The organism is Roseateles sp. GW821-FHT09H11, assembly GCF_059415845.1.
In genome coordinates this window covers 571555-589508 of the sequence record NZ_JBWKOA010000005.1, presented here as the reverse complement: position 1 = coordinate 589508, position 17954 = coordinate 571555, and the positions used below count along the sequence as shown (strand labels likewise).

Sequence of the window (17954 nt, the reverse complement as noted above, 5' to 3'; positions counted from 1 at the left end):
CAGTACTAATTGCCCGTGAGGCTTGACCCTATAACTTTGACACTCAAAACGTCAAGGTGAGTGGTCACGCAGATCGACGCGCATCCCGCTCATGCTGGGAATGCCCGATCAAAACCGTTCTTCAAACCTGAAGACGCAATCAAACCAAGCTGATTTGACTCTACCGAATTGGGCCTGCTGAGCCCCTCAGCAAGCCAACCAGTCAAGCCTGATGACCATAGCGAGTCGGTCCCACCCCTTCCCATCCCGAACAGGACCGTGAAACGACTCAGCGCCGATGATAGTGCGGATTCCCGTGTGAAAGTAGGTCATCGTCAGGCTAATACCCCGCCAAACCCCTCGATCAGCCATGGTCGAGGGGTTTTGCCTTTTCCGGAAGCAATTTCCGACTTCAACCGCTCGCAGCTGAGATTGTTCGAATTGGCGTCGAGTCCTGTTGCAAGGCGCCGCCAAGTACGAGGTTCTGCACCAACTCCGCTGCCCAACCATGTAGCGGATCCGAGTCAAAGAACCGTCTCCAGGTCTGGACCAGGATAGGGGTGCTCGTCAGCCACTCGACCAAGTCCTCCGTTGGGCAGGCTTGAGCTTCGAGCATGTGGAAGACCGTCAGTGCCTTAGCCGCATGCATGGCGTGTTTTCGAGGCTCGCGCTGGAAATACTCGAGTCTTCCGCGTGCAGAGCTCAGGGCGGTTTGTGCATCTTTAAATGGCGAGCCATGACCCGGGATAACGATTCGAGGGTCGAGCGATTCGATGAGGTCCAGCGTCGCGCCCACGTGCGCGAACGCGTGTTCGCCGTCGAGCTCCGGAAACACAATGCCGAAACCCCGTTCCCACAACGCGTCAGCCGAGATCAGTGTCCGGTTCTCTGGCTCAAAAAGGATCACCGAGTGGGGATCATGGCCTGGTGCCGAATGAATCTGCCATTCGTGCCCACCTTGGTACAAGGCTTCGCCGGGAATCAGCTTGCCCGTGGGGCTGAACTGCTCACAGTATTGGCCAGTGGCGCGAAAACTGAGTGCGGCCTCGTCCCAGGCCAAGATTGCCGAGAATTCGCCCGGGGGGATCAAAACTGGGCAACGATACCTCGCCGAGAGGGCCGCGTTTCCACCGCAATGATCCGAGTGCAAGTGACTATTGGCAATTAGCCGGAGCTTTTCACCCGGCCGGAGTGATTCCGCGATCAGTGCGAGCGTTTGTTCACGATGGGACGAGTACCCGGTATCTACCAGGACCGCACCTTCCTCACGTGTCGCGCCATGAAGCAGGATGTTGTTGGAGGAGAGCCATCCGCGCTCCAGCACTGTCATGCCGGCAGGAAGGTCTAGGTGGCCCATCGCCCCGCGTCTCGCCAAGTCCAATCGAACTGCTACTGGCGCAACTCGCGCCTGAGGATCTTGCCGACATTCGTCTTGGGCAGCTCATCGCGGAACTCGATGTACTTCGGACGTTTGTAGCCGGTCAGTTGCTTATGGCAGTAGGCGGACAAGTCCTCTTCCGCGAGCGCCGAATCCTTCTTGATGACGAAAAGCTTCACCGCCTCACCTGAATGCTGATCGGGAACTCCGATCGCAGCGCATTCCATGACCCCGGGATGCAGATTGACCACCTGTTCAATCTCGGTGGGATATACGTTGAACCCGCTGACAAGGATCATGTCCTTCTTGCGATCTACGATGCGTGTGAAGCCTTCGGCGTCCATGACGCCGATGTCGCCGGTCTTGAAGAATCCGTCCGGGCCGATTGCCTGTGCGGTGTCGTCCGGGCGATTCCAATAGCCGGCCATCACCTGAGGGCCGCGGATGCAGATCTCTCCGCGCTGCCCCAATGGCACGTCATTCCCGTCGTCGTCGCGGATGGCAATCTCAGTATTTGGAACAGGCAGCCCGATCGAGCCGTTGAACTGATCCAGGTCGAGGCGGTTGACCGTCGCGACAGGAGACGTCTCCGAGAGTCCATAACCTTCGACGACGGGACAGCCGGTGATGCGAGCCCATTTCTCCGCCGTGGCCTGCTGCACTGCCATGCCACCGCCGTTCGAGATCACCAGTTCGCTGAAGTCCAGCTTGGCGAAGGCGGGGTCGTTCGCCAAGGCGTTGAACAGCGTATTGACCGCGGGGAACATGTTCACGCGGTAGTTGCGAAGCGTGGCGATCAGCCCTGGAATGTCGCGCGGATTGGGAATCAGCAGATTCATGATCCCCATCCGCGCGCCCAGCATGTAGCACGCCGTCAGCGCGAAGATGTGATACAGCGGCAGCGCGCAGACGATGGTCAGCGGCTTGTCGCCCAGCTTGTTGAGCATCGGCGCGAACCACGCCTCGCTCTGCAGGATGTTGGCCACGACATTTCGATGCAGCAGCGTCGCCCCCTTGGACAGGCCGGTCGTGCCGCCGGTGTACTGCAGGAACGCGGGATCCTCGGCGCCCACCTGCACCGGCCTCAGCGGCTGGCCTGCGCCTTCCGCAAGCGCCTTGTTGAAGCGCGTGACGCTGCGGCCGCCGGTCAATGGCAGGCGGAATTCCGGCACCATCTTCTTGACATGTCGAACCGCGAAGTTGATCAGTGGCCCGCGCCACCAACCGAGCATGTCGCCCAAACCGGTGAGCACCACGTGCTTCACCTGAGTTCGGTCGATGACCTCCGACAGCGTCTTGGCAAAGTTCTCGAGGACGATGATCGCCTCGGCGCCGGAGTCTTTCAGCTGATGCTCGAGCTCGCGAGGCGTGTACAACGGATTGACGTTCACGACGACGTAGCCTGCGCGCAGGATCGCGGCGATCGTCACCATGTACTGCAGCACGTTCGGCATCATGATGGCGACGCGAGCACCCCGCGCCAGACCGCGGTGCTGCAACCAGGCGCCCAATGCGGTCGAGAGCTCATCGACCTGCGCGAAGGTCAGGCGCTGATCCATGCAGGCGGCCGCATCGCGGCGCGCATGCTTGCGGAAGGCCTCCTCCAGCAGGGCTACCAGCGAGGGATAGACATCGACGGGGATCTCGGCAGGAACGCCTGGCGGATAGTTCTTGAGCCAAGGCTTGTCGGTGTGGGTTGCGGTCATGTCTCCTCGTCGCGTTCTTGATGTTGGGGAGGGGGCTGGCCCCCGAGGAACTGCCGATGCTGGCGGCTGACGCGGTCTCGTCGTAGCGGGGATGCCCTAGGCCGACGCGTCACGTGAGGGACAACGTGGGTGATCCGAGGGGCGGTGCACGCCGCCGCAGAATTTTCCGAACTCCCGGCGACGCCGAACCCACCTCTACACTCGATGCTTTGCCCGGGAGTCCGGATGAACGGCAGGCTGCAGCGCCTCACTTCCCTGTTTCGCTGGATCGTCGGACCGCTGCTGTCCGCGTGGGCGGCCGTTCTCTGGACGCCATGGATCGGTCTTTCCGTCCTCGCGCTGTTCGTGCTGGGGCCCCCTTTGACGATGCTGCCGCAGTTCCTGGTTCTGCGCGTCATACCGCCGGCGCCGGGGCTCCCGACCGCGCCGCTCGGCGACCTGCTGCACGCATGGTGGCGCGAAGTCGTCGTGGTGACCAAGGTGTTCAGCTGGCAGCAACCGTGGGCAGAGCACCAGGAGCCCGACTTCATCCCCGACGCCGCGCAGGGACGAGGGCAGCGCGGCGTCGTGCTCCTGCACGGCTATGGCTGCAATCGCGGCTTGTGGAACGGATGGATGAAGGCGCTGCGCAAGCGCGGCATTCCCTTCGTCGCCATCACCCAGGAGCCGGCATTTGGCTCGATCGATCGTTACGCGCCTCAGATCGACGCGGCTATGCACGCGCTGCAGGCGTGCACGGGGCAGGCGCCGTTGATCGTCGCGCACAGCATGGGCGGATTGAGCGCTCGCGCCTGGTGGCGCAGCCAGGGCCACGCCTTTGACCGCATCCATCGCATCCTGACGCTGGGCACCCCGCATCACGGCACGCTGCTGGCGAAACTTGGCACCACCGAAAACGCCCGCCAGATGCGCGGCGATTCGGAATGGCTGAATCAGATGGCGCGCGAGGAGCCTGCACAGCTGGCAGGTCATTTCGATTGCCTCTACGGGCACTGCGACCAGATCGTGTTCCCGGCGGAAACCGCCATCCTGCCCGGCGCCCGCGTCCTGCACCTCCCGGCGCGGGGACATCTGCAACTGGTGTTCGAGCCGCAGGCCTTCGAACGGGCGATGCAGTTGCTCGAAGAGCCCGCCCAGCGTGCACCCGAAAGGGCGAGCCGGGCGGGCTGAGTCAGGCAAAGATCAGGCGTCGGCCTTGAGCACGCCGCGGCGGATCTGGTCGAGCTCGATGCTTTCGAACAGCGCCTTGAAGTTGCCCTCGCCGAAGCCTTCGTTGCCCTTGCGCTGAATGATCTCGAAGAAGATCGGGCCGATCACCTCCTTGGTGAAGATCTGCAGCAGCAGCTCGTGCGGCGCGCCCTGATGCGCGGCGCCATCGATCAGGATGCGCAGGCGGCGCAACTCGTCGAGGTTCTCGCCGTGCTCGGGCAGGCGCTTCGACACCAGGTCGTAGTAGGTCTCGATCGTGTCCTGGAAGACCACGCCGGTCCCCCGCATGCCTTCGATGCTGCTGTAGATGTCGTCGGTGCCCAGTGCCACGTGCTGGATGCCTTCGCCGTGATACAGGTCCAGGTACTCCGCGATCTGGCTCTTGTCGTCGCTGCTCTCGTTGATCGGGATACGGATCTTGCCGCAGGGGCTGGTCATCGCCTTGGACTTCAGGCCGGTCAGCTTGCCCTCGATGTCGAAATAGCGGACCTCGCGGAAGTTGAACAGTCGCTCGTAGAACTCAGCCCATTCCTTCATGCGTCCGCGGAAGACGTTGTGGGTCAGGTGATCGATGTAGGTCAGGCCATGCCCCTTGGGCGTCGACTGCACCGGCTGGCCTTCCGCGTCCAGCAGCGGAACGAAGTCGACGTCGTAGATGCTGATGTTGCCGATCTCGCCGGCGGCCGCGCCGTTCTTGCCTTGCCAGCGGTCGACGAAGTAGATCAGCGAGTCGCCGATGCCCTTGATCGCCGGGATGTTCAGCTCCATCGGGCCGGCCTTGTTGTCGAAGCCCCAGGCGCCCAGTTCCAGCGCGCGTCGGTACGCGAAGGCGGCGTCCTTGACGCGGAACGCGATCGCGCAGATCGACGGGCCGTGCAGGCGCGCGAAGCGCTGTGCGAAGGCGTCCTGCTCGGCGTTGATGATGAAGTTCACATCGCCCTGGCGATACAGCGTCACGTTCTTGTGGCGGTGGCGTGCGACAGCGACGAAGCCCATCGAGGTGAACAGCGCGCCGAGCGCGGCGGGATCGGGCGCGGCGAATTCGATGAACTCGAAGCCGTCGGTGCCCATCGGGTTGTCCCAGGGGGTGAATGCCATGTTTGTCTCCGATTCCCGTCAAGGGGATCTGGTCAGAAATGCGATGGCGTCACTGTAGAAGGTGGAGGGCGCAGGATTTCTGCGATCCACGTCGTCCTCTTGGGGTGAGGCGCAGGAATCCTGCAAGAATCTCGGCATGGACAAGCAGATCGAGCTCGATGCGATCGACCGACGCATCCTCCACGCCCTCCAGGCCGATGGCCGCATGACCTACGACGCGCTGGCGGCGCAGGTCAACCTGTCGTCGTCCGCGGTGCTGCGGCGGGTCCGGAGGCTGGAAGAAGGCGGCGTGATCACCGCCTACGTGGCGCTGGTGAATCCGGAGCGGGTGGGGCTGGGGCTCACGGCCTACATCAACGTCCGATTGGAGAAGCACACGGAGAGCCACAAGCGCACGCCGATGGACCTCTTCCGCGCCGCGGTCCAGACCTGGCCCGAAGTGGTGGAATGCGCCGCCCTGACGGGGGAGATGGATTACCTGCTGCGTGTGCTTGTCGAGGACATGAGCCACTACGCGCGCTTCATCAGCGACACCCTGTTGCGTCATCCCAGCGTGCAGGACTGCAAGACGAGCTTCGTGCTGGACCGGTTGAAGAACACGACGGCCTTGCCGGTGTGAGCCGGGGACGTCAGCGGCGTTCCAGCACCACCGCCAGTTCGAACCACCCTCGCTCGTGGGGGCGTTGCAGGTAGGGCGGCGCGGGCCACTTCCAAAGGGCGAGCGGGAACAGGGCCCTCACCGCGTTGATGTCGCAGTGGTACGGCGGGCCGACGACCTGGCCGAGCTCGGACTCTTCGCGCCGCGCCTGCATGAACAACCCCAGCAGCCGCCCTCCCGGCTTGAGCCAGCGCTGCAGTTGCTCGGCGTAGGTCGTCCATTGATCGGGGTGCAGGGCGCAGAGGCAGGTCTGCTCGTAGACCAGGTCGAGCGGCTGGTCCGGACGCCAGGCCAGCACGTCCGCCTGTTCGACCCGACCCGGCAGGCCCGCCTCCTTGAGCTTGGCGCGGGCGCTCTCGACGGCCGCCGGCGTGTAGTCGAGCCCGGTCACGTCGAGCCCCGCCTGCGCCAGCACGGCCAGTTCGTGGCCGCGACCGCAGCCCGGCACCACGATGCGCTGGCCGTTGCCGAGCAATCCGTCGCCCATCCACGTCGCCAGTTGCGGATGCGCGCTGCCGCGGTCCCAGCCGGTCTGACCGGTCTCGAACCGCTGTTGCCAGAACGCTTGATCGGGGCCGGCCATGTTGTCTCCTCGCGCGGTGTCCGCGTTCCTGCGAAGCGGACAGCGTAACCGGGCGCGGGGTCAGATGACGCCGTCGACCTCGTGGACGAGTTTCAGCGTATGGGCCGGTGAGAGGCTCATCAGCTGGCCGATCTCGATGAGATCGTCCGGCACGGCCGGGTTCTCCCAGCTCTGTGCGGTGTGTCGCGCCAGGCGGACTGCCAGCATCACGCTGCGGACCTGCGGGTCGTGGACCTTCTTGTCATCGACGATGTGGGCGAGCAACTCTGGCAGACGCCAGGTGCGCATCAAGGCCTGCTCGAGATCGCCGAGTTCCACGTTGAGCACCGCGCGCTGCGCCGCGACGCTGCGCAGCGTCGGATCGGCCTCTTGACGGCGCCGGATCTCGAGCGCGAGGTCCGGCGCCTCGCACCACAGCAGCATCTCGGAGAAGTCGTGGAGCAGCGCGGCGCTGTGGATGACGGCGGCGTCGGGATCGGCGCGGTGGGCGGCGAATCCCAGTGCGAAGCGGGCCGCGCGCTCGGCGCGGTGCAGCACGCGCTGCACGCCGGCCAGCGCGTCCGGTCGGTCTGCCAGACGCTGCTCGACCGTCGGCTGCTCGCCGAAGGCCTTGAAGAAGGGGGTGATGCCCATCAACACCAGGGCGGCCGTGACCGTCTCGGTGTCGGTCAGCAGCCGGCTGGAGCGCTGCGACGCGGCATGCGCCAGCAGCTTGAGCGTCATCAGCGGATCCTTGCTCAGGAACTCGCCGAGCAGGTGCGCGTCGACCGCGTCCTCATTCGCGCGCCAGAGCTCCAGTTGCTCGGCCGTGCTGGCCAGTACCGGGATCTCCATGTCGCGAAAGCGGGCCGTCCACGCCGCCAGATCCGGCAAGGGCCGGGTCAGCGGCTGGAACGGCGTCCGCGGCGCCGGAGGCGGGGAGGGAATCGGCGGATTCCCCGGCCCGCTCCCGGACGGGGCAGACGCAGCGGGCGGAGCGCTCTGGGTCATGAAGCGGGGTCGTCGCGTGGGCGGCGATGCACGGTGAACGTTGTTCATCGTATATCGGCTCGGCGCCCGCGAGCTTGATCCCCACCGCGGCCACGGCGACCGCGAGCCAGACCGGCATCACAGCCGTTGCACACCCGCGAGGGTGCCCTGCAGTTGGCCGTCGACGTAGATCCGGCCGGCGCCATCGGCATCGGCGTGGAACTCAAGCCCTTCGGCCGGAGCTTCCCGACGCGCCGCCGGAGCGACGTGCCAGGCCCAGCTGATCAGGCGCCCGCCGGCGCTGAGCAGCAGGATCGCCAGCCAGCCCCGGAGGCTCTGCTGGCGGACCAGACCGTGCATGCGGCCTGGCATCAAGGTGATCTCTTGCATTTCTTGTCTCCCGGGGCGGCCTGCGCCGGACCGGGAGGACATCCCGTTCCGTCGGAGGCTACCCTTTCAAGGGCTGAAGTCGTCGTGCCGCTGAAGCGCGCGCTTCAGGGCCTGCTGTTCCTGCTGGCGGCGGCCGCCGCCGGTGGGGCCGTGACGGCCCGCGGAACGGCCGTGGCTCAGGGCCACGAAGGGATTGCGCGGCTTGCGCAGGGTCATTGCGAGACGCGGACGGGGAGTGGTGAACTGGGCCATGGCAAGCCTCCTGTGATGACAGACGAAAGGGGACGGAAAGGGGTCGGACAGCGTGAGCGCCTCGGTCCCGGGACGGCGCCAGACAGCGCGGCCGTTGCGGCGGGGGCTCAAAAGTTGCGCAGATGATAAACATCTGATTATCAAGCGCAAGAGCTTTTCATCAGACGTTGTCCCTGGGCGACGGGACGCGCCCAGGCGGGCGCCCACCGGGTCGGCGTGGCGTGTGCAGGGTTGGGGCGTGCGGAAGAAGCGCGTCAGCGCTTCTTGGACTTCAGCGGTGCGATGCTCCGCTGCAGCTTGTGCCAGTCGTCGACGTCGGAGGCCGCTGGCGCGGCGGCCCTGGGCGCCGGCACGGGCGGCGCATTCGGCGCGGGTGGGGTGAGCACCTCGCCCAGCAGATCCAGCAGGCGCGTGCGCGCCCGTTGCGGATGGCGGCGGTAGTAGGTCAGCACCAGACCGACGATGAAGCGCTCGTCGTCGTCCTGCGGCAGGCTGGGGGAGTTGTCCGCCGAGCCTGGCCGGCTTGCGCTTGATAAAGCCGTGTTGCTCTGCGAGGTACCGCCGGCCGCCGGCGCGGCGGTGCCGAGCGGGCCGTGTTCCTGGTCCATCCAGCCGTTGGGCTTGTGGGTCAACTGTTCGAACTGGCGGGCCAGCCGCTCTCCGATCTGCCGCGAGCGGCTCTTGATCTGGCTCCAGTAGCTGGGCTGGATCTGCAGGCGCTCGGCAAAACGGCGCTCAAGGCCGCGCAGGGCGGCGGCATCGGGATGTTTGATCGTCGCGGAGACAAACTCGTCGAACAAGCGCATCGCGTTGTCCAGGCGGATCTGCGCGACGTCTCGGTGGGCGGAACACATCCCCCAATGATAAAGCTTCGTTCACAAACGCCCGGCCCCCACCCCGGGGCCAGCGCCGTGCCCATCGGCGTGGTAGCGCTACGGTGAGGGGAGCGGGGGCTACTCCTCCTCCTTCAGGTGGTAGCCGGCCACCAACTGGGCCTGTGTATTGGGGGGCACCGCCTCGTAGTGGGACAGCACCATCGTGTAGCGCCCCTGGCCGCTGGTCATCGCGTTGAGCCGGTTCTGGTACGCGCTGAGCTCGGCCAGCGGCGCCAGCCCGTCCACGCCAATCAGTCCAGGCACGCTGCTGCGCGTCCCGAGCACCTGACCGCGCCGCGACGCCAGATCGCCGGTGATGTCGCCGGTCGCGTTCTCGGGCGCGCTGATCTCGACCTGCACGATCGGCTCCAGCACCACGGGTCGCGCTTCGCGGACCGCCGCGATCAGCGCCTTCTTGCCCGCCGTGATGAAGGCGATCTCCTTGGAGTCGACCGAATGGTGCTTGCCGTCGAAGACCGTCACCCGCAGGTCGACGACCGGATATCCGGCCACGACGCCCTGCGCCAGCGCCTGCCGCACGCCTTTCTCGACCGCCGGCATGAACTGGCCGGGGATCGTCCCGCCCTTGACCTCGTCGCGGAACTCGAAGCCTGCGCCGCGCTCCAGCGGCTCGATGCGCAGCCACACCTCGCCGAACTGCCCTGCGCCGCCGGTCTGCTTCTTATGGCGGTAATGCCCCTCGGCTTTCGCCGAGATCGTTTCGCGATACGCGATCCGTGGCGGTTGGGTCTGGACGTCGAACTTGTAGGTCTCCTTGAGCCGGTCCAGCAGCACCCGCAGGTGCAACTCTCCCAGTCCGTAGACGAGCGTCTCGCCGCCTTGCGGGCCGAGTCCCTCCTCCTGGCCACCACGTTCCAGGCGCAGGCACGGGTCCTCCTCGACCAGGCGCGCGAGGACCTCCCACAGCCGCTGCTCGTCGCCGTGACGGCTGGGTCGGATCGCCACGCCGTGCACCGGCGTCGGCAACGCGATCGGCGCCAGGTGCAGATGCTCGTCTTCCTGCGCGTCGTGCAGCACCGCGTCGTAGTGCAACTCGTCGATCTTGGCCAGCGCGCACAGGTCGCCGGGCAGCGCCTGCTCGATCTCGACGTGCTCCTTGCCCTGCAGCATGAACAGATGGGCGACCCGCACCGCCTTGCGCGCGTGGCCGACGAACAGCTGGGCGTTCTTCCTCAGCGTGCCCTGATGGACGCGCAGCATCGCGAGCTTGCCGAGGTAGGGGTCGGACTGGATCTTGAAGACATGCGCGACGACGTGCTGCGCCGGATCCATCGCGACGATCAGCGGTTCCGCCTCGTCGCCTTCGCGTCGCATGAACTGCGGCGGGTTCGCTTCATAGGGGTTGGGCAGCAGCTTCTCGATCACGTCGAGCAGTTCCGCCACGCCCGCGCCGGTGCGCGCGGACACGAAGCACACGGGGATCAGGTGACCCTCGCGGAAGGCCTGCTCCAGCGGGGCATGCAGCTCGGTGGCGGGCACGTCGCCGTCGTTGAGGTAGCGGTCGACGAAGTCCGGATCGACCTCGACGACTTGCTCCACCAGCGCGCGATGCGCCGCCTCGACCGAGCCGAAGTCGCTCTCGCCGCTGCAGCCGAAGAAGCAGTCCTGCACCCGCGCGCCGCCCGCGGCGGGCAGGTTCAGTGGCAGGCACTCCCGTCCGAAGGCCGCTTGCAGCTGCCCGAGCAGCGCCTGCGCGTCGACACCCGGCGCATCGATCTTGTTGACGATGATCAGCCGCGTGAGGTCGCGCCCCGCCGCCGCGTCCATCATCCGTTGGACCATCAGCTCGAGGCCGTTCTGCGCGTTGATGACGACGGCGACCGTTTCCACCGCCTCGAGTGCCGGCAAGGCCTGGCCGATGAAATCGGGCGCGCCCGGCGTGTCGAGCAGGTGGATGCGCAGGCCCTCGTGCGTGATGTGCATCTGCGAGGCCTGCAGCGAATGCAGCATCCGCCGCTCGAGCGGATCGTGGTCGCTGACCGTGCTGCCTTTCTCGATGCTGCCGGCGGTCTTGATGGCGCCGGCTTTCAACAGCAGGGCCTCGGCCAGCGTGGTCTTGCCGGCGCCGGCCGGGCCGGCCAGCACGAGGGTGCGGATCGCCGCGATGCCGGGATGCCGGGCCACCGCGGCGCCGCCTGGGCTGCCCGCGGGGGCGCCTTCCGTGTCGGGGGAGGGAGTGGGGGACATGGCTCGTTCCTCTCAGGCAAGAGTTGGACGTGGGTCTGGAGCCGGACTGCGGCCAGCGTAGAGGAAGCGCAGGGCCTGCACAAGCAGGGGCATCCGGCTCGGTCCTGGGCGCGCATGGTGATTGCCCGTGTCGCGGGAGCGTCCGGAGACGCCGATTTCATCCGCTTGCAACTCCGTTGCGGGCGCGGCCTAGACTGGCCGCCTTCACGGTGTCGTGACACCGGCACGAGCGGCAGGCAACAAGGAGAACGGACATGAGCGTGGCGGAATGGATGTCGACACTGGCCGTCGCGATGGCGGCCACGGCTTGCGGTGGCGGCGGCGGCGGGGATGACACCGCCGCGCCGACCCAGCCCGGCGGCGGCGCGGCGGCGCCTTCGATGCAGACGCTGAACAGCACGCTCGACCGTCCCTGGGGCCTGGCGCAGCTGCCGGACGGCCGGCTGCTGGTGACGCAGAAGGGCGGCACGATCGTGCGGCTGTCCGCGGCCGGCAAGACCGAGGCGACCGTCGCCGGCGTGCCCAAGGTGCTGGACAGCGGCCAGGGCGGGCTGCTGGGCATCACGATCGACCCGGACTTTGCGACCGCCGGCAGCAACTGGGTCTACTTCTCCTACTCTGAGCCGGGCACCGGCGCCGAGTCCGGCAAGGCCGGCACCACGGTCGCGCGCGGCCGGCTGGAGGGCGACGCGCTCACCGGCGTGCAGGTGATCTTCCGCCAATCCCCCAAGGTCGACGGCACGGGGCACTACGGCTCACGGCTGGTCTTCGCGCGCGACAAGACGCTCTACATCACGACCGGCGAGCGCATGAAGGGCAGCCCGTCGCAGGACCTGCAGCAGACGCTGGGCAAGGTGATCCGCGTGAACCGCGACGGCAGCATCCCGGCGGACAACCCGAGCTTCGCGGCGGGCGCCAAGCCGGGCATCTGGAGCTACGGCCACCGCAACATCCAGGGCGCCGCGCTGCATCCGCAGACTGGCGAGCTGTGGATCACCGAGCACGGACCGCAAGGCGGCGACGAGGTCAACATCGCGCGTGCCGGCCAGAACTACGGCTGGCCGATCAAGAGCTACGGCTGCGACTACGGCTCGCCGGTCGGCGACGCCTGTCGCATCGGCGGCGGCACGCATGCGCCGACCTATGTCGAGCCGCTGACGACCTGGACGCCGATCTCGGTCGCGCCGGCGGGGCTCGTCTTCTACACGGGCAGCATGTTCCCGGAGTGGCGCGGGCAGTTGATCTCGGGCTCGCTGGCGGGCACCGCGCTGTGGCGCATCGCGCTGAACGGCGACACGGTGAGCGGCAAGGAGAAGATGTTCGGCGATCTCGGCGAACGCTTCCGCGACGTGATCCAGGCGCGCGACGGCGCGCTGCTGACGGTGACCGATGGCGGCAAGCTGATGCGCTTGTCGCGTTGAGGCGTTGATGCGCTGGCGAGCGCTCAGTCCAGCCGCTTCCAGTACAGCGCGGTGGCTTGCAGTTCGCCGCGTGGGTTGGCGGCGAAGCACGGAATCTCGCCGGTGCGCTGGAAGCCTTGCGACTGGTAGAAGGTCTCCGCGGCGGACTGGGCTTCCGTGTCCAGGGTCAGCAAGGTGAGGCCCGCGTCGCGCGCGGTCTGTTCCAGCGTGGCCATCAACTGGACGGCGAGGCCACGTCGCCGCGCGTCGCGGTGGACCATCAGCTTCATCACGTCCGCACGATGGCGCTGATTGGGTTTGCCGCAGATCGCCAGCTGCACCGTCCCGAGCACCCGGTCGCCTTCCCGCACGATCCACAGGCGATGGCGCGGTCCGAGCTGCTCGAACACGCCTTCCCAGTACTCGCGCATCTGCGCCTCGTCGACGTCCTCCAGGAACCCCAGCGAGCCGCCGCCATCGATGACATCGAAGAACAGCTCGCCGAGCGCCGGCATCCAGTCGCGGTCGGTGCCGCGCAGTTCGATCAGATCCATGAGGCTTCCTTGTTCAACGATGGGGCGGCAGCGTGGCGCAGCGGCTTGCCGAGGCACACCGCCTCCTCGCGGCCGACGTAGCTGCCGTAGTTGGGAATGTCGGAATAGCCGTGCCGCCGATAGAAGCGCAGCGCGCGTCCGTTGACGCGACGGGTCTCCAGCCACAACGCGCGATAACCCATGGCGAGGGCTTCCCGCTCCAGCGCGGCCAGCAGCGCTGCACCGACCCCGCGGGTGCCGTCGCGGGCGAACATCCGCTTGAGCTCGGCCACCGGCGCCACGCCAGCCTGCGCGAGCGGACGGACCGCGCCGCAGCCGAGGAGGGTGCCGTCGGCGTCTCGCGCAACCAGGAACACCGACCGCCCGGTCGGCATCGAGCCTGCTTCGAAACTGCTGGCGCCGGAGTCGCCGCTGAGCGATGCCAACCGTTGGTTGAGCTGATGCATCAGCAGCACCGCATCGGGGTGAGCGACGGAGACTGCCTCCAGCACCGGCAAGGCGAAGGGGGCGTCGGCATGGTCAATCGCAGGGTTTTGTGGCATCGTCCAGTCTTCATTCAAACCGTTGATCAAATACTAACCAATGGTTAGCAAATCCACAAGTGGCGGCCGAGCGCCGATGCCGGACCCGCGTCCGAGCGGTCCGAAAGGCCTGCACAACACGTCGGGCGTCGTGCAGGACCGGCCGGATGGTTCGGCCGATGCGAGACCGCAGGCGAAGCCCCAGCCGCGCGTGCGACAGAAGGTGGCCAAGCCGGAAGGTCCACTCAAGCGTCAGGCGCAACGAAAGGCGTTGAACGAGGGCGACCTCGACGGCGAGGCCGCCCTGGGTCTCGGTGACGATGCGGATGTGCCGCAGACCGCCTCCCAGCAGCGGCGCGCCGCGCACAAGCTCGCACTGGAGGCCGGCATCCTGGCCGCGGCGCGCGAGCTGTTTGCGGAGCGCGGCGCCGACGCGCTCACGCTGCGCGAAGTCGGCGCGGCGGTGGGCTACTCGCATGCGACGCTCTACAGCTTCTTCCACGACAAGGGGGAACTGCTCGCGCGCCTGGCCGAGGACAGCCTGCGCACGCTGCTCTCGCGCTTGCAAGGCGCGGCGGACGGAGCCGCCTCAGGCGGTGAAGCCGCCGCCGTGGCGCGGGCCTTCGTGAACTGGGGGTTGCAGCACCCGCATGACTACCGGCTGCTGATGCTCGACACGCCGGTCGCCCTGCGCGAATCGCTGATCACGGGCCTGGACGGATTGATCGCCCCGGCGGCGTTGCCGGCGCCGCGCGCCGCGGCGCTCTGGGCGGGGCTGCATGGCCTGGTGATGCTGGAGCAGGGCGGGCTCGCCGCGCTGGGCGGCGTTGCCGCGCGAGCGAAGCGCATCGAAGCGCTGCTCGCGGGCCTGCTGGCAGGGCGCTGACGCACGCGCTGCCGGTCGGGCGCACGAGGACGCCGGGCGCCGGGCGCCGGCGTCCGTGCGCTGGCGCGGGAAGCTCAGACCAGATGCGGCAGGCGCTTGTAGTACAGCGCGGCGGCCTGCAGCTGGCCCTCGGCGCCGTGGCAGTGATCCGGGATCTGGCCGGCGCGCTGCCAGCCGAGATGCGCGAACACCGCTTCCGCCTGCGAGTCCGCGCAGGTCTCGAGTTGCAGCAGGAATCGGCCCTGCGTCGCCGCCGCGCACTCCAGGCGCGACATCAGCTGTCCCGCCACGCCGCGGCTGCGCTCCTGGCTGTGCACCATCAGCCGTTGGACTTCCCCACGGTGGTGCGCATTCGCCAGCGGGCACAGCGACAGCTGGACGGCGCCCAGCAGACGGCCCGGACCTTCCGATTCGCAAGCGATCCACAGCATGTGGTGCTGGCCCAGCCGCGCGAAGACACCGTGCCAGTAGTCCAGCGCCTGGTAGCGCGACAGCGGGGCCAGGAAGCCCAGCGTGGCGCCGAGATGGACGTTGTCGATCAGCAGGTTCGTCAGGGCGGGCAGCCACTGCAGATCGCGAGAGGTCAGCTTGACGACCTCCATCGGCGCGCGTTGCAGGTGCTGCGACGCGGCGGCATCGCTGGCCAGCGGATTGAGGGCGCGAGGGGCTCGAGCGTGAACGGCCGTGGGACTGAGGGCGACATGCATGTGCGGGAACTCCAGGGCGAGGGTCTACGGCATCCCGACCGATCTTGTGGATCACGGCGGGACCTGGAAAACCCTGACGCAAACGTCATGCCAACCGGGCGTTGGCGCCTGTCGACTGGGCGATTGCCGCGCGAGTGGTGTGGCGCGCGTGAACCGCGTCACGTCTCACGGCCTCGCGGGGAGGTGGACGGGGGCCGGTCCGACCTCGTCCCGACGCCGTCGTGCCCGCCGGGGCCGTGAGCGAGGGGGGGCTCAGGCCGGAACGGCCACGCTGAGCTCGGCCTCGAGCCCCGGTTCGGCGCACAGGCGCCCCTTTCCCTGGCGTTTGGCGGCATAGAGCGCCGCTTCGGCGCGGTGCAGCAGGTCCTCGATGTTGCGGTCGCCGTTGCGCAGCTTGGCCCAGCCGGCGGAGTAGCCCAGCGTGAAACCGAGCTCGCGCGGCGCGAGTTCGAGCAAGGCATCGCGCAGCCGGCGGTCGAGCGCGGGCGGCCCCACCAGGTCGGAGCGCGCCATCAGCACGGCGAAGCGCTGGCCGTCGATGCGCGCGACGACGTCGCCTAGGCGCTTCTGCTCGTCCAGGCAGCGACCGAACAGCGCGATGGCCTGGTCGCCCTTGGCCTCGCCGTGCGTGGTGTTGATCGCCTTGCAGCCGTCGACGTCCATCACGAGCAGCATCAGCGGCTCGCTGTAGCGCCGGGCCATCGAGATCATGTCCACCGAACGCTGCTGGAACGCACGGCGGTTGGCCAACCCGGTGGACGCGTCGATCTGCGTGAGGCGGCGCAGCTCGGCCTCGCTCTCGCCGCGCCAGGCCACGAGGATCGCGACTGCGGCGGCCAGCACGCAGACGTTGGCGACGACGGCGAAGACCATGTTGAGCGGATGCGGGGCGTCGAAGCGGGGCAGGTTCGCGGTGTCGAAGCCGGCCAGGTAGGCCCGCGCCAGGTTGAGCACGGCCAGCAGGCCGAGGCTGACCGTGAACAGCAGCCGCCATCGCAGGTTGCCGACCGGGCCGCGCTTGACGGGCTGCATCAGGCTGGCGCCGAGCGCGAGCATCTGCAGGCCGATGCAGCCGTTGGACCAGGCCAGGCGCAACGCATAGTTGTCCCAGCCGGCACCGTAGCCGACCATGACCAGCACCGGCATGCCGTACTGGAAAAGGCGGCCGAGCCGCCTCGGCAGCCAGCGGTCGGCGGCCATCCACAGCAGCGTGACGCTGAGGCTGAGCAGCCCGAGCGCGACGATCGACGTCAGGCGCGTGCCGTCGGGCGGCAACAGCAACAACGCCCAACCGGTGGCCTGCGCGGCCGCGCTGAGCTGCGCGCGACGGGCGGCGATGCTGTCGCACCAGCCGAGCAGCAGCGGCAGCAGCAGCGCCAGCGCCAGGGACTGGATCAGCATCAGGCTGAACAGCGTCGGGACGTCGAAGCGCATACGCGGCACCCGCCGGCGAGGACGGGCTGGAGCTGGTCATGACAGGACATTGTGGCCGTAAAGTCGCGCTCCGATGACCCCTGCCACCCCCACGATTTCCTCGGCCCCGTTCGAGGGCTTGCCCTTCGCCTATGCAGGCGGTTATGCGCCGCCATGTGCCGGCATCCACGCGCTGGTGCGCGATGCCGAGGGGCATGTCCGGGCGCGCCTCGCGGCGGCGCTGCCGGGCAGTCCGACCTGGCTGCACCTCGCCGAAGGCGGAAGGCATCTGCATGCGTTGCTGGAAGACGGCCACGAGCTGGCGAGCTTCGACGTCGACCCGGAGGACGGGACGTTGACCCTGCTGTCCCGACACGCGACCGGCGGGACCTTGCCGGTGCACCTGGCGCTCGATGCGCAGGCGCGCCATGCATGGATCGCGCATTACGGCGACGGCACACTGCGCCGCGCGGCGATCGGCGCGGATGGCGCGCTGCGGGCACCCGAGCGGGTCGTCATGCCGCGAGTCGGTGTCGACCCCGTCGCCGATGCGCATGCGCACATGATTCGCCACCATCCGCGATGGCCGCTGATGCTGGGAAGCGACCTCGGGCGCGACCTGCTGCGGGTGTGGCGGCTCGAGGGGCCCGCCGCAGACCCGCTCGAACTCGACGGCTTGACGCTTCCCACGGGCTCAGGTCCGCGCCACTTCGTCTTCCATCCCCAGGACGACGGACAGGTCTATCTGCTCAACGAGCAGGCCAACGCGCTCGACTGGCTGGGCCTGGACGGGGAGGGCCGTCTGACGCATCGACTTCGGCTCAGCAGCCTGCCCGAAGGATTCGAAGGCCTGAGCTACGCCTCGGACCTGCTCGTCGCGCCGGATGGTCGTCGGCTCTTCGCGCTGAACCGGCTGCACGACGCGATCGCCGTCTTCGACCTCGACGACCAGGGGCGGCCGTCATGGCGCGGCGAGACCTGGGCGCAAGGCAGCTATCCGCGCAGCGCGACCTTCAGTCCGGACGGCCGGGAGCTGTGGGTCTGCCTGCAGCGCAGTCATCAGGTCTGCGTGTTCCGGCTCGACGGCCAGGAACTGCCGCGCTTCGACGGCCGCTTCATCGCCATGCCAGGCGCGGCCTGCGTCGTGTTTCGCTGAGCGGGTGGACGG

18 protein-coding genes and 1 rRNA gene are annotated in these 17954 nt (G+C 67.7%); 6 read left to right on the top strand and 13 right to left on the bottom strand.

The genetic code is table 11. From position 1 onward, the window contains the following. Window positions 1-207: 207 nt before the first annotated feature. Window positions 208-320: ribosomal RNA gene (gene rrf / locus AC07PR_RS19555) — 5S ribosomal RNA — on the top strand. Between the two features lie 71 nt (window positions 321-391). Here the strand turns inward: rrf and AC07PR_RS19550 are convergent. Both AC07PR_RS19550 and AC07PR_RS19545 read right to left on the bottom strand, forming a co-directional pair. Further along, complete coding sequence (locus AC07PR_RS19550; RefSeq protein ID WP_495136261.1) at window positions 392-1336, bottom strand: MBL fold metallo-hydrolase; 945 nt, start codon at window positions 1334-1336, stop codon at window positions 392-394. A 32-nt stretch (window positions 1337-1368) separates the two neighbouring features. Further along, window positions 1369-3063, bottom strand: a complete 1695-nt coding sequence (locus AC07PR_RS19545; RefSeq protein WP_483107987.1) for a long-chain-fatty-acid--CoA ligase — start codon at window positions 3061-3063, stop codon at window positions 1369-1371. Window positions 3064-3288: 225 nt separating this feature from the next. Here AC07PR_RS19545 and AC07PR_RS19540 point away from each other — a divergent pair, with 225 nt between their 5' ends. Next, window positions 3289-4233 carry an esterase/lipase family protein gene (locus AC07PR_RS19540; RefSeq protein WP_495136260.1) on the top strand — a complete coding sequence of 315 codons (945 nt, stop codon included), beginning with the start codon at window positions 3289-3291 and terminating at the stop codon, window positions 4231-4233. A gap of 12 nt (window positions 4234-4245) precedes the next feature. Here AC07PR_RS19540 and hppD read toward each other — a convergent pair whose 3' ends face one another. After that, window positions 4246-5370: a 4-hydroxyphenylpyruvate dioxygenase gene (hppD, locus tag AC07PR_RS19535; RefSeq protein WP_483107985.1), complete on the bottom strand. Its 1125-nt coding sequence runs from the start codon at window positions 5368-5370 to the stop codon at window positions 4246-4248. Between the two features lie 136 nt (window positions 5371-5506). Between hppD and AC07PR_RS19530 the strand changes: the two genes are divergently transcribed. Then, window positions 5507-5989 (top strand): Lrp/AsnC family transcriptional regulator, encoded by a 483-nt coding sequence (locus AC07PR_RS19530; protein ID WP_088407753.1) that lies wholly within the window; start codon window positions 5507-5509, stop codon window positions 5987-5989. 10 nt (window positions 5990-5999) lie between these two features. Here AC07PR_RS19530 and AC07PR_RS19525 read toward each other — a convergent pair whose 3' ends face one another. The 6 genes from AC07PR_RS19525 to fusA form a co-directional block, all read right to left on the bottom strand. Further along, on the bottom strand, window positions 6000-6611 hold the full coding sequence (locus AC07PR_RS19525) for a methyltransferase domain-containing protein (RefSeq protein ID WP_495136259.1): 612 nt from the start codon (window positions 6609-6611) through the stop codon (window positions 6000-6002). 60 nt (window positions 6612-6671) lie between these two features. Further along, window positions 6672-7445 (bottom strand): HDOD domain-containing protein, encoded by a 774-nt coding sequence (locus AC07PR_RS19520; protein ID WP_495136258.1) that lies wholly within the window; start codon window positions 7443-7445, stop codon window positions 6672-6674. Between the two features lie 273 nt (window positions 7446-7718). Beyond that, the gene (locus AC07PR_RS19515) at window positions 7719-7970 is read right to left on the bottom strand and encodes a hypothetical protein (protein ID WP_377159749.1); all 252 of its coding nucleotides are present in this window, start codon (window positions 7968-7970) and stop codon (window positions 7719-7721) included. 66 nt (window positions 7971-8036) lie between these two features. Next, complete coding sequence (locus AC07PR_RS19510) at window positions 8037-8222, bottom strand: hypothetical protein (RefSeq protein ID WP_431100414.1); 186 nt, start codon at window positions 8220-8222, stop codon at window positions 8037-8039. A gap of 254 nt (window positions 8223-8476) precedes the next feature. Next, a complete protein-coding gene (locus tag AC07PR_RS19505; RefSeq protein WP_495136257.1) occupies window positions 8477-9076 on the bottom strand; it encodes a hypothetical protein in 600 nt (199 codons plus the stop codon). 99 nt (window positions 9077-9175) lie between these two features. Continuing rightward, entirely contained in the window at window positions 9176-11305 is a 2130-nt protein-coding gene (gene fusA, locus AC07PR_RS19500; RefSeq protein ID WP_483107980.1) for an elongation factor G, read from the bottom strand. A 254-nt stretch (window positions 11306-11559) separates the two neighbouring features. Here fusA and AC07PR_RS19495 point away from each other — a divergent pair, with 254 nt between their 5' ends. After that, window positions 11560-12726: a PQQ-dependent sugar dehydrogenase gene (locus AC07PR_RS19495; protein WP_495136256.1), complete on the top strand. Its 1167-nt coding sequence runs from the start codon at window positions 11560-11562 to the stop codon at window positions 12724-12726. A gap of 23 nt (window positions 12727-12749) precedes the next feature. Here the strand turns inward: AC07PR_RS19495 and AC07PR_RS19490 are convergent, their stop codons facing one another. Both AC07PR_RS19490 and AC07PR_RS19485 read right to left on the bottom strand, forming a co-directional pair. Then, entirely contained in the window at window positions 12750-13259 is a 510-nt protein-coding gene (locus AC07PR_RS19490; RefSeq protein ID WP_495136255.1) for a GNAT family N-acetyltransferase, read from the bottom strand. Beyond that, entirely contained in the window at window positions 13250-13831 is a 582-nt protein-coding gene (locus tag AC07PR_RS19485) for a GNAT family N-acetyltransferase (RefSeq protein WP_495136254.1), read from the bottom strand. Before AC07PR_RS19485 ends, AC07PR_RS19490 begins: the two co-directional genes overlap by 10 nt. Before the next feature lie 46 nt (window positions 13832-13877). On the opposite strand from AC07PR_RS19485, the gene AC07PR_RS19480 reads away from it, so the two are divergent. Then, entirely contained in the window at window positions 13878-14666 is a 789-nt protein-coding gene (locus AC07PR_RS19480; RefSeq protein ID WP_495136253.1) for a TetR/AcrR family transcriptional regulator, read from the top strand. A 74-nt stretch (window positions 14667-14740) separates the two neighbouring features. Here the strand turns inward: AC07PR_RS19480 and AC07PR_RS19475 are convergent, their stop codons facing one another. Next, entirely contained in the window at window positions 14741-15373 is a 633-nt protein-coding gene (locus tag AC07PR_RS19475) for a GNAT family N-acetyltransferase (protein WP_377159765.1), read from the bottom strand. 252 nt (window positions 15374-15625) lie between these two features. Further along, a complete protein-coding gene (locus AC07PR_RS19470) occupies window positions 15626-16807 on the bottom strand; it encodes a GGDEF domain-containing protein (protein WP_495136252.1) in 1182 nt (393 codons plus the stop codon). Between the two features lie 73 nt (window positions 16808-16880). On the opposite strand from AC07PR_RS19470, the gene AC07PR_RS19465 reads away from it, so the two are divergent. Next, entirely contained in the window at window positions 16881-17942 is a 1062-nt protein-coding gene (locus tag AC07PR_RS19465) for a lactonase family protein (protein ID WP_495136251.1), read from the top strand. Window positions 17943-17954: the final 12 nt, after the last annotated feature.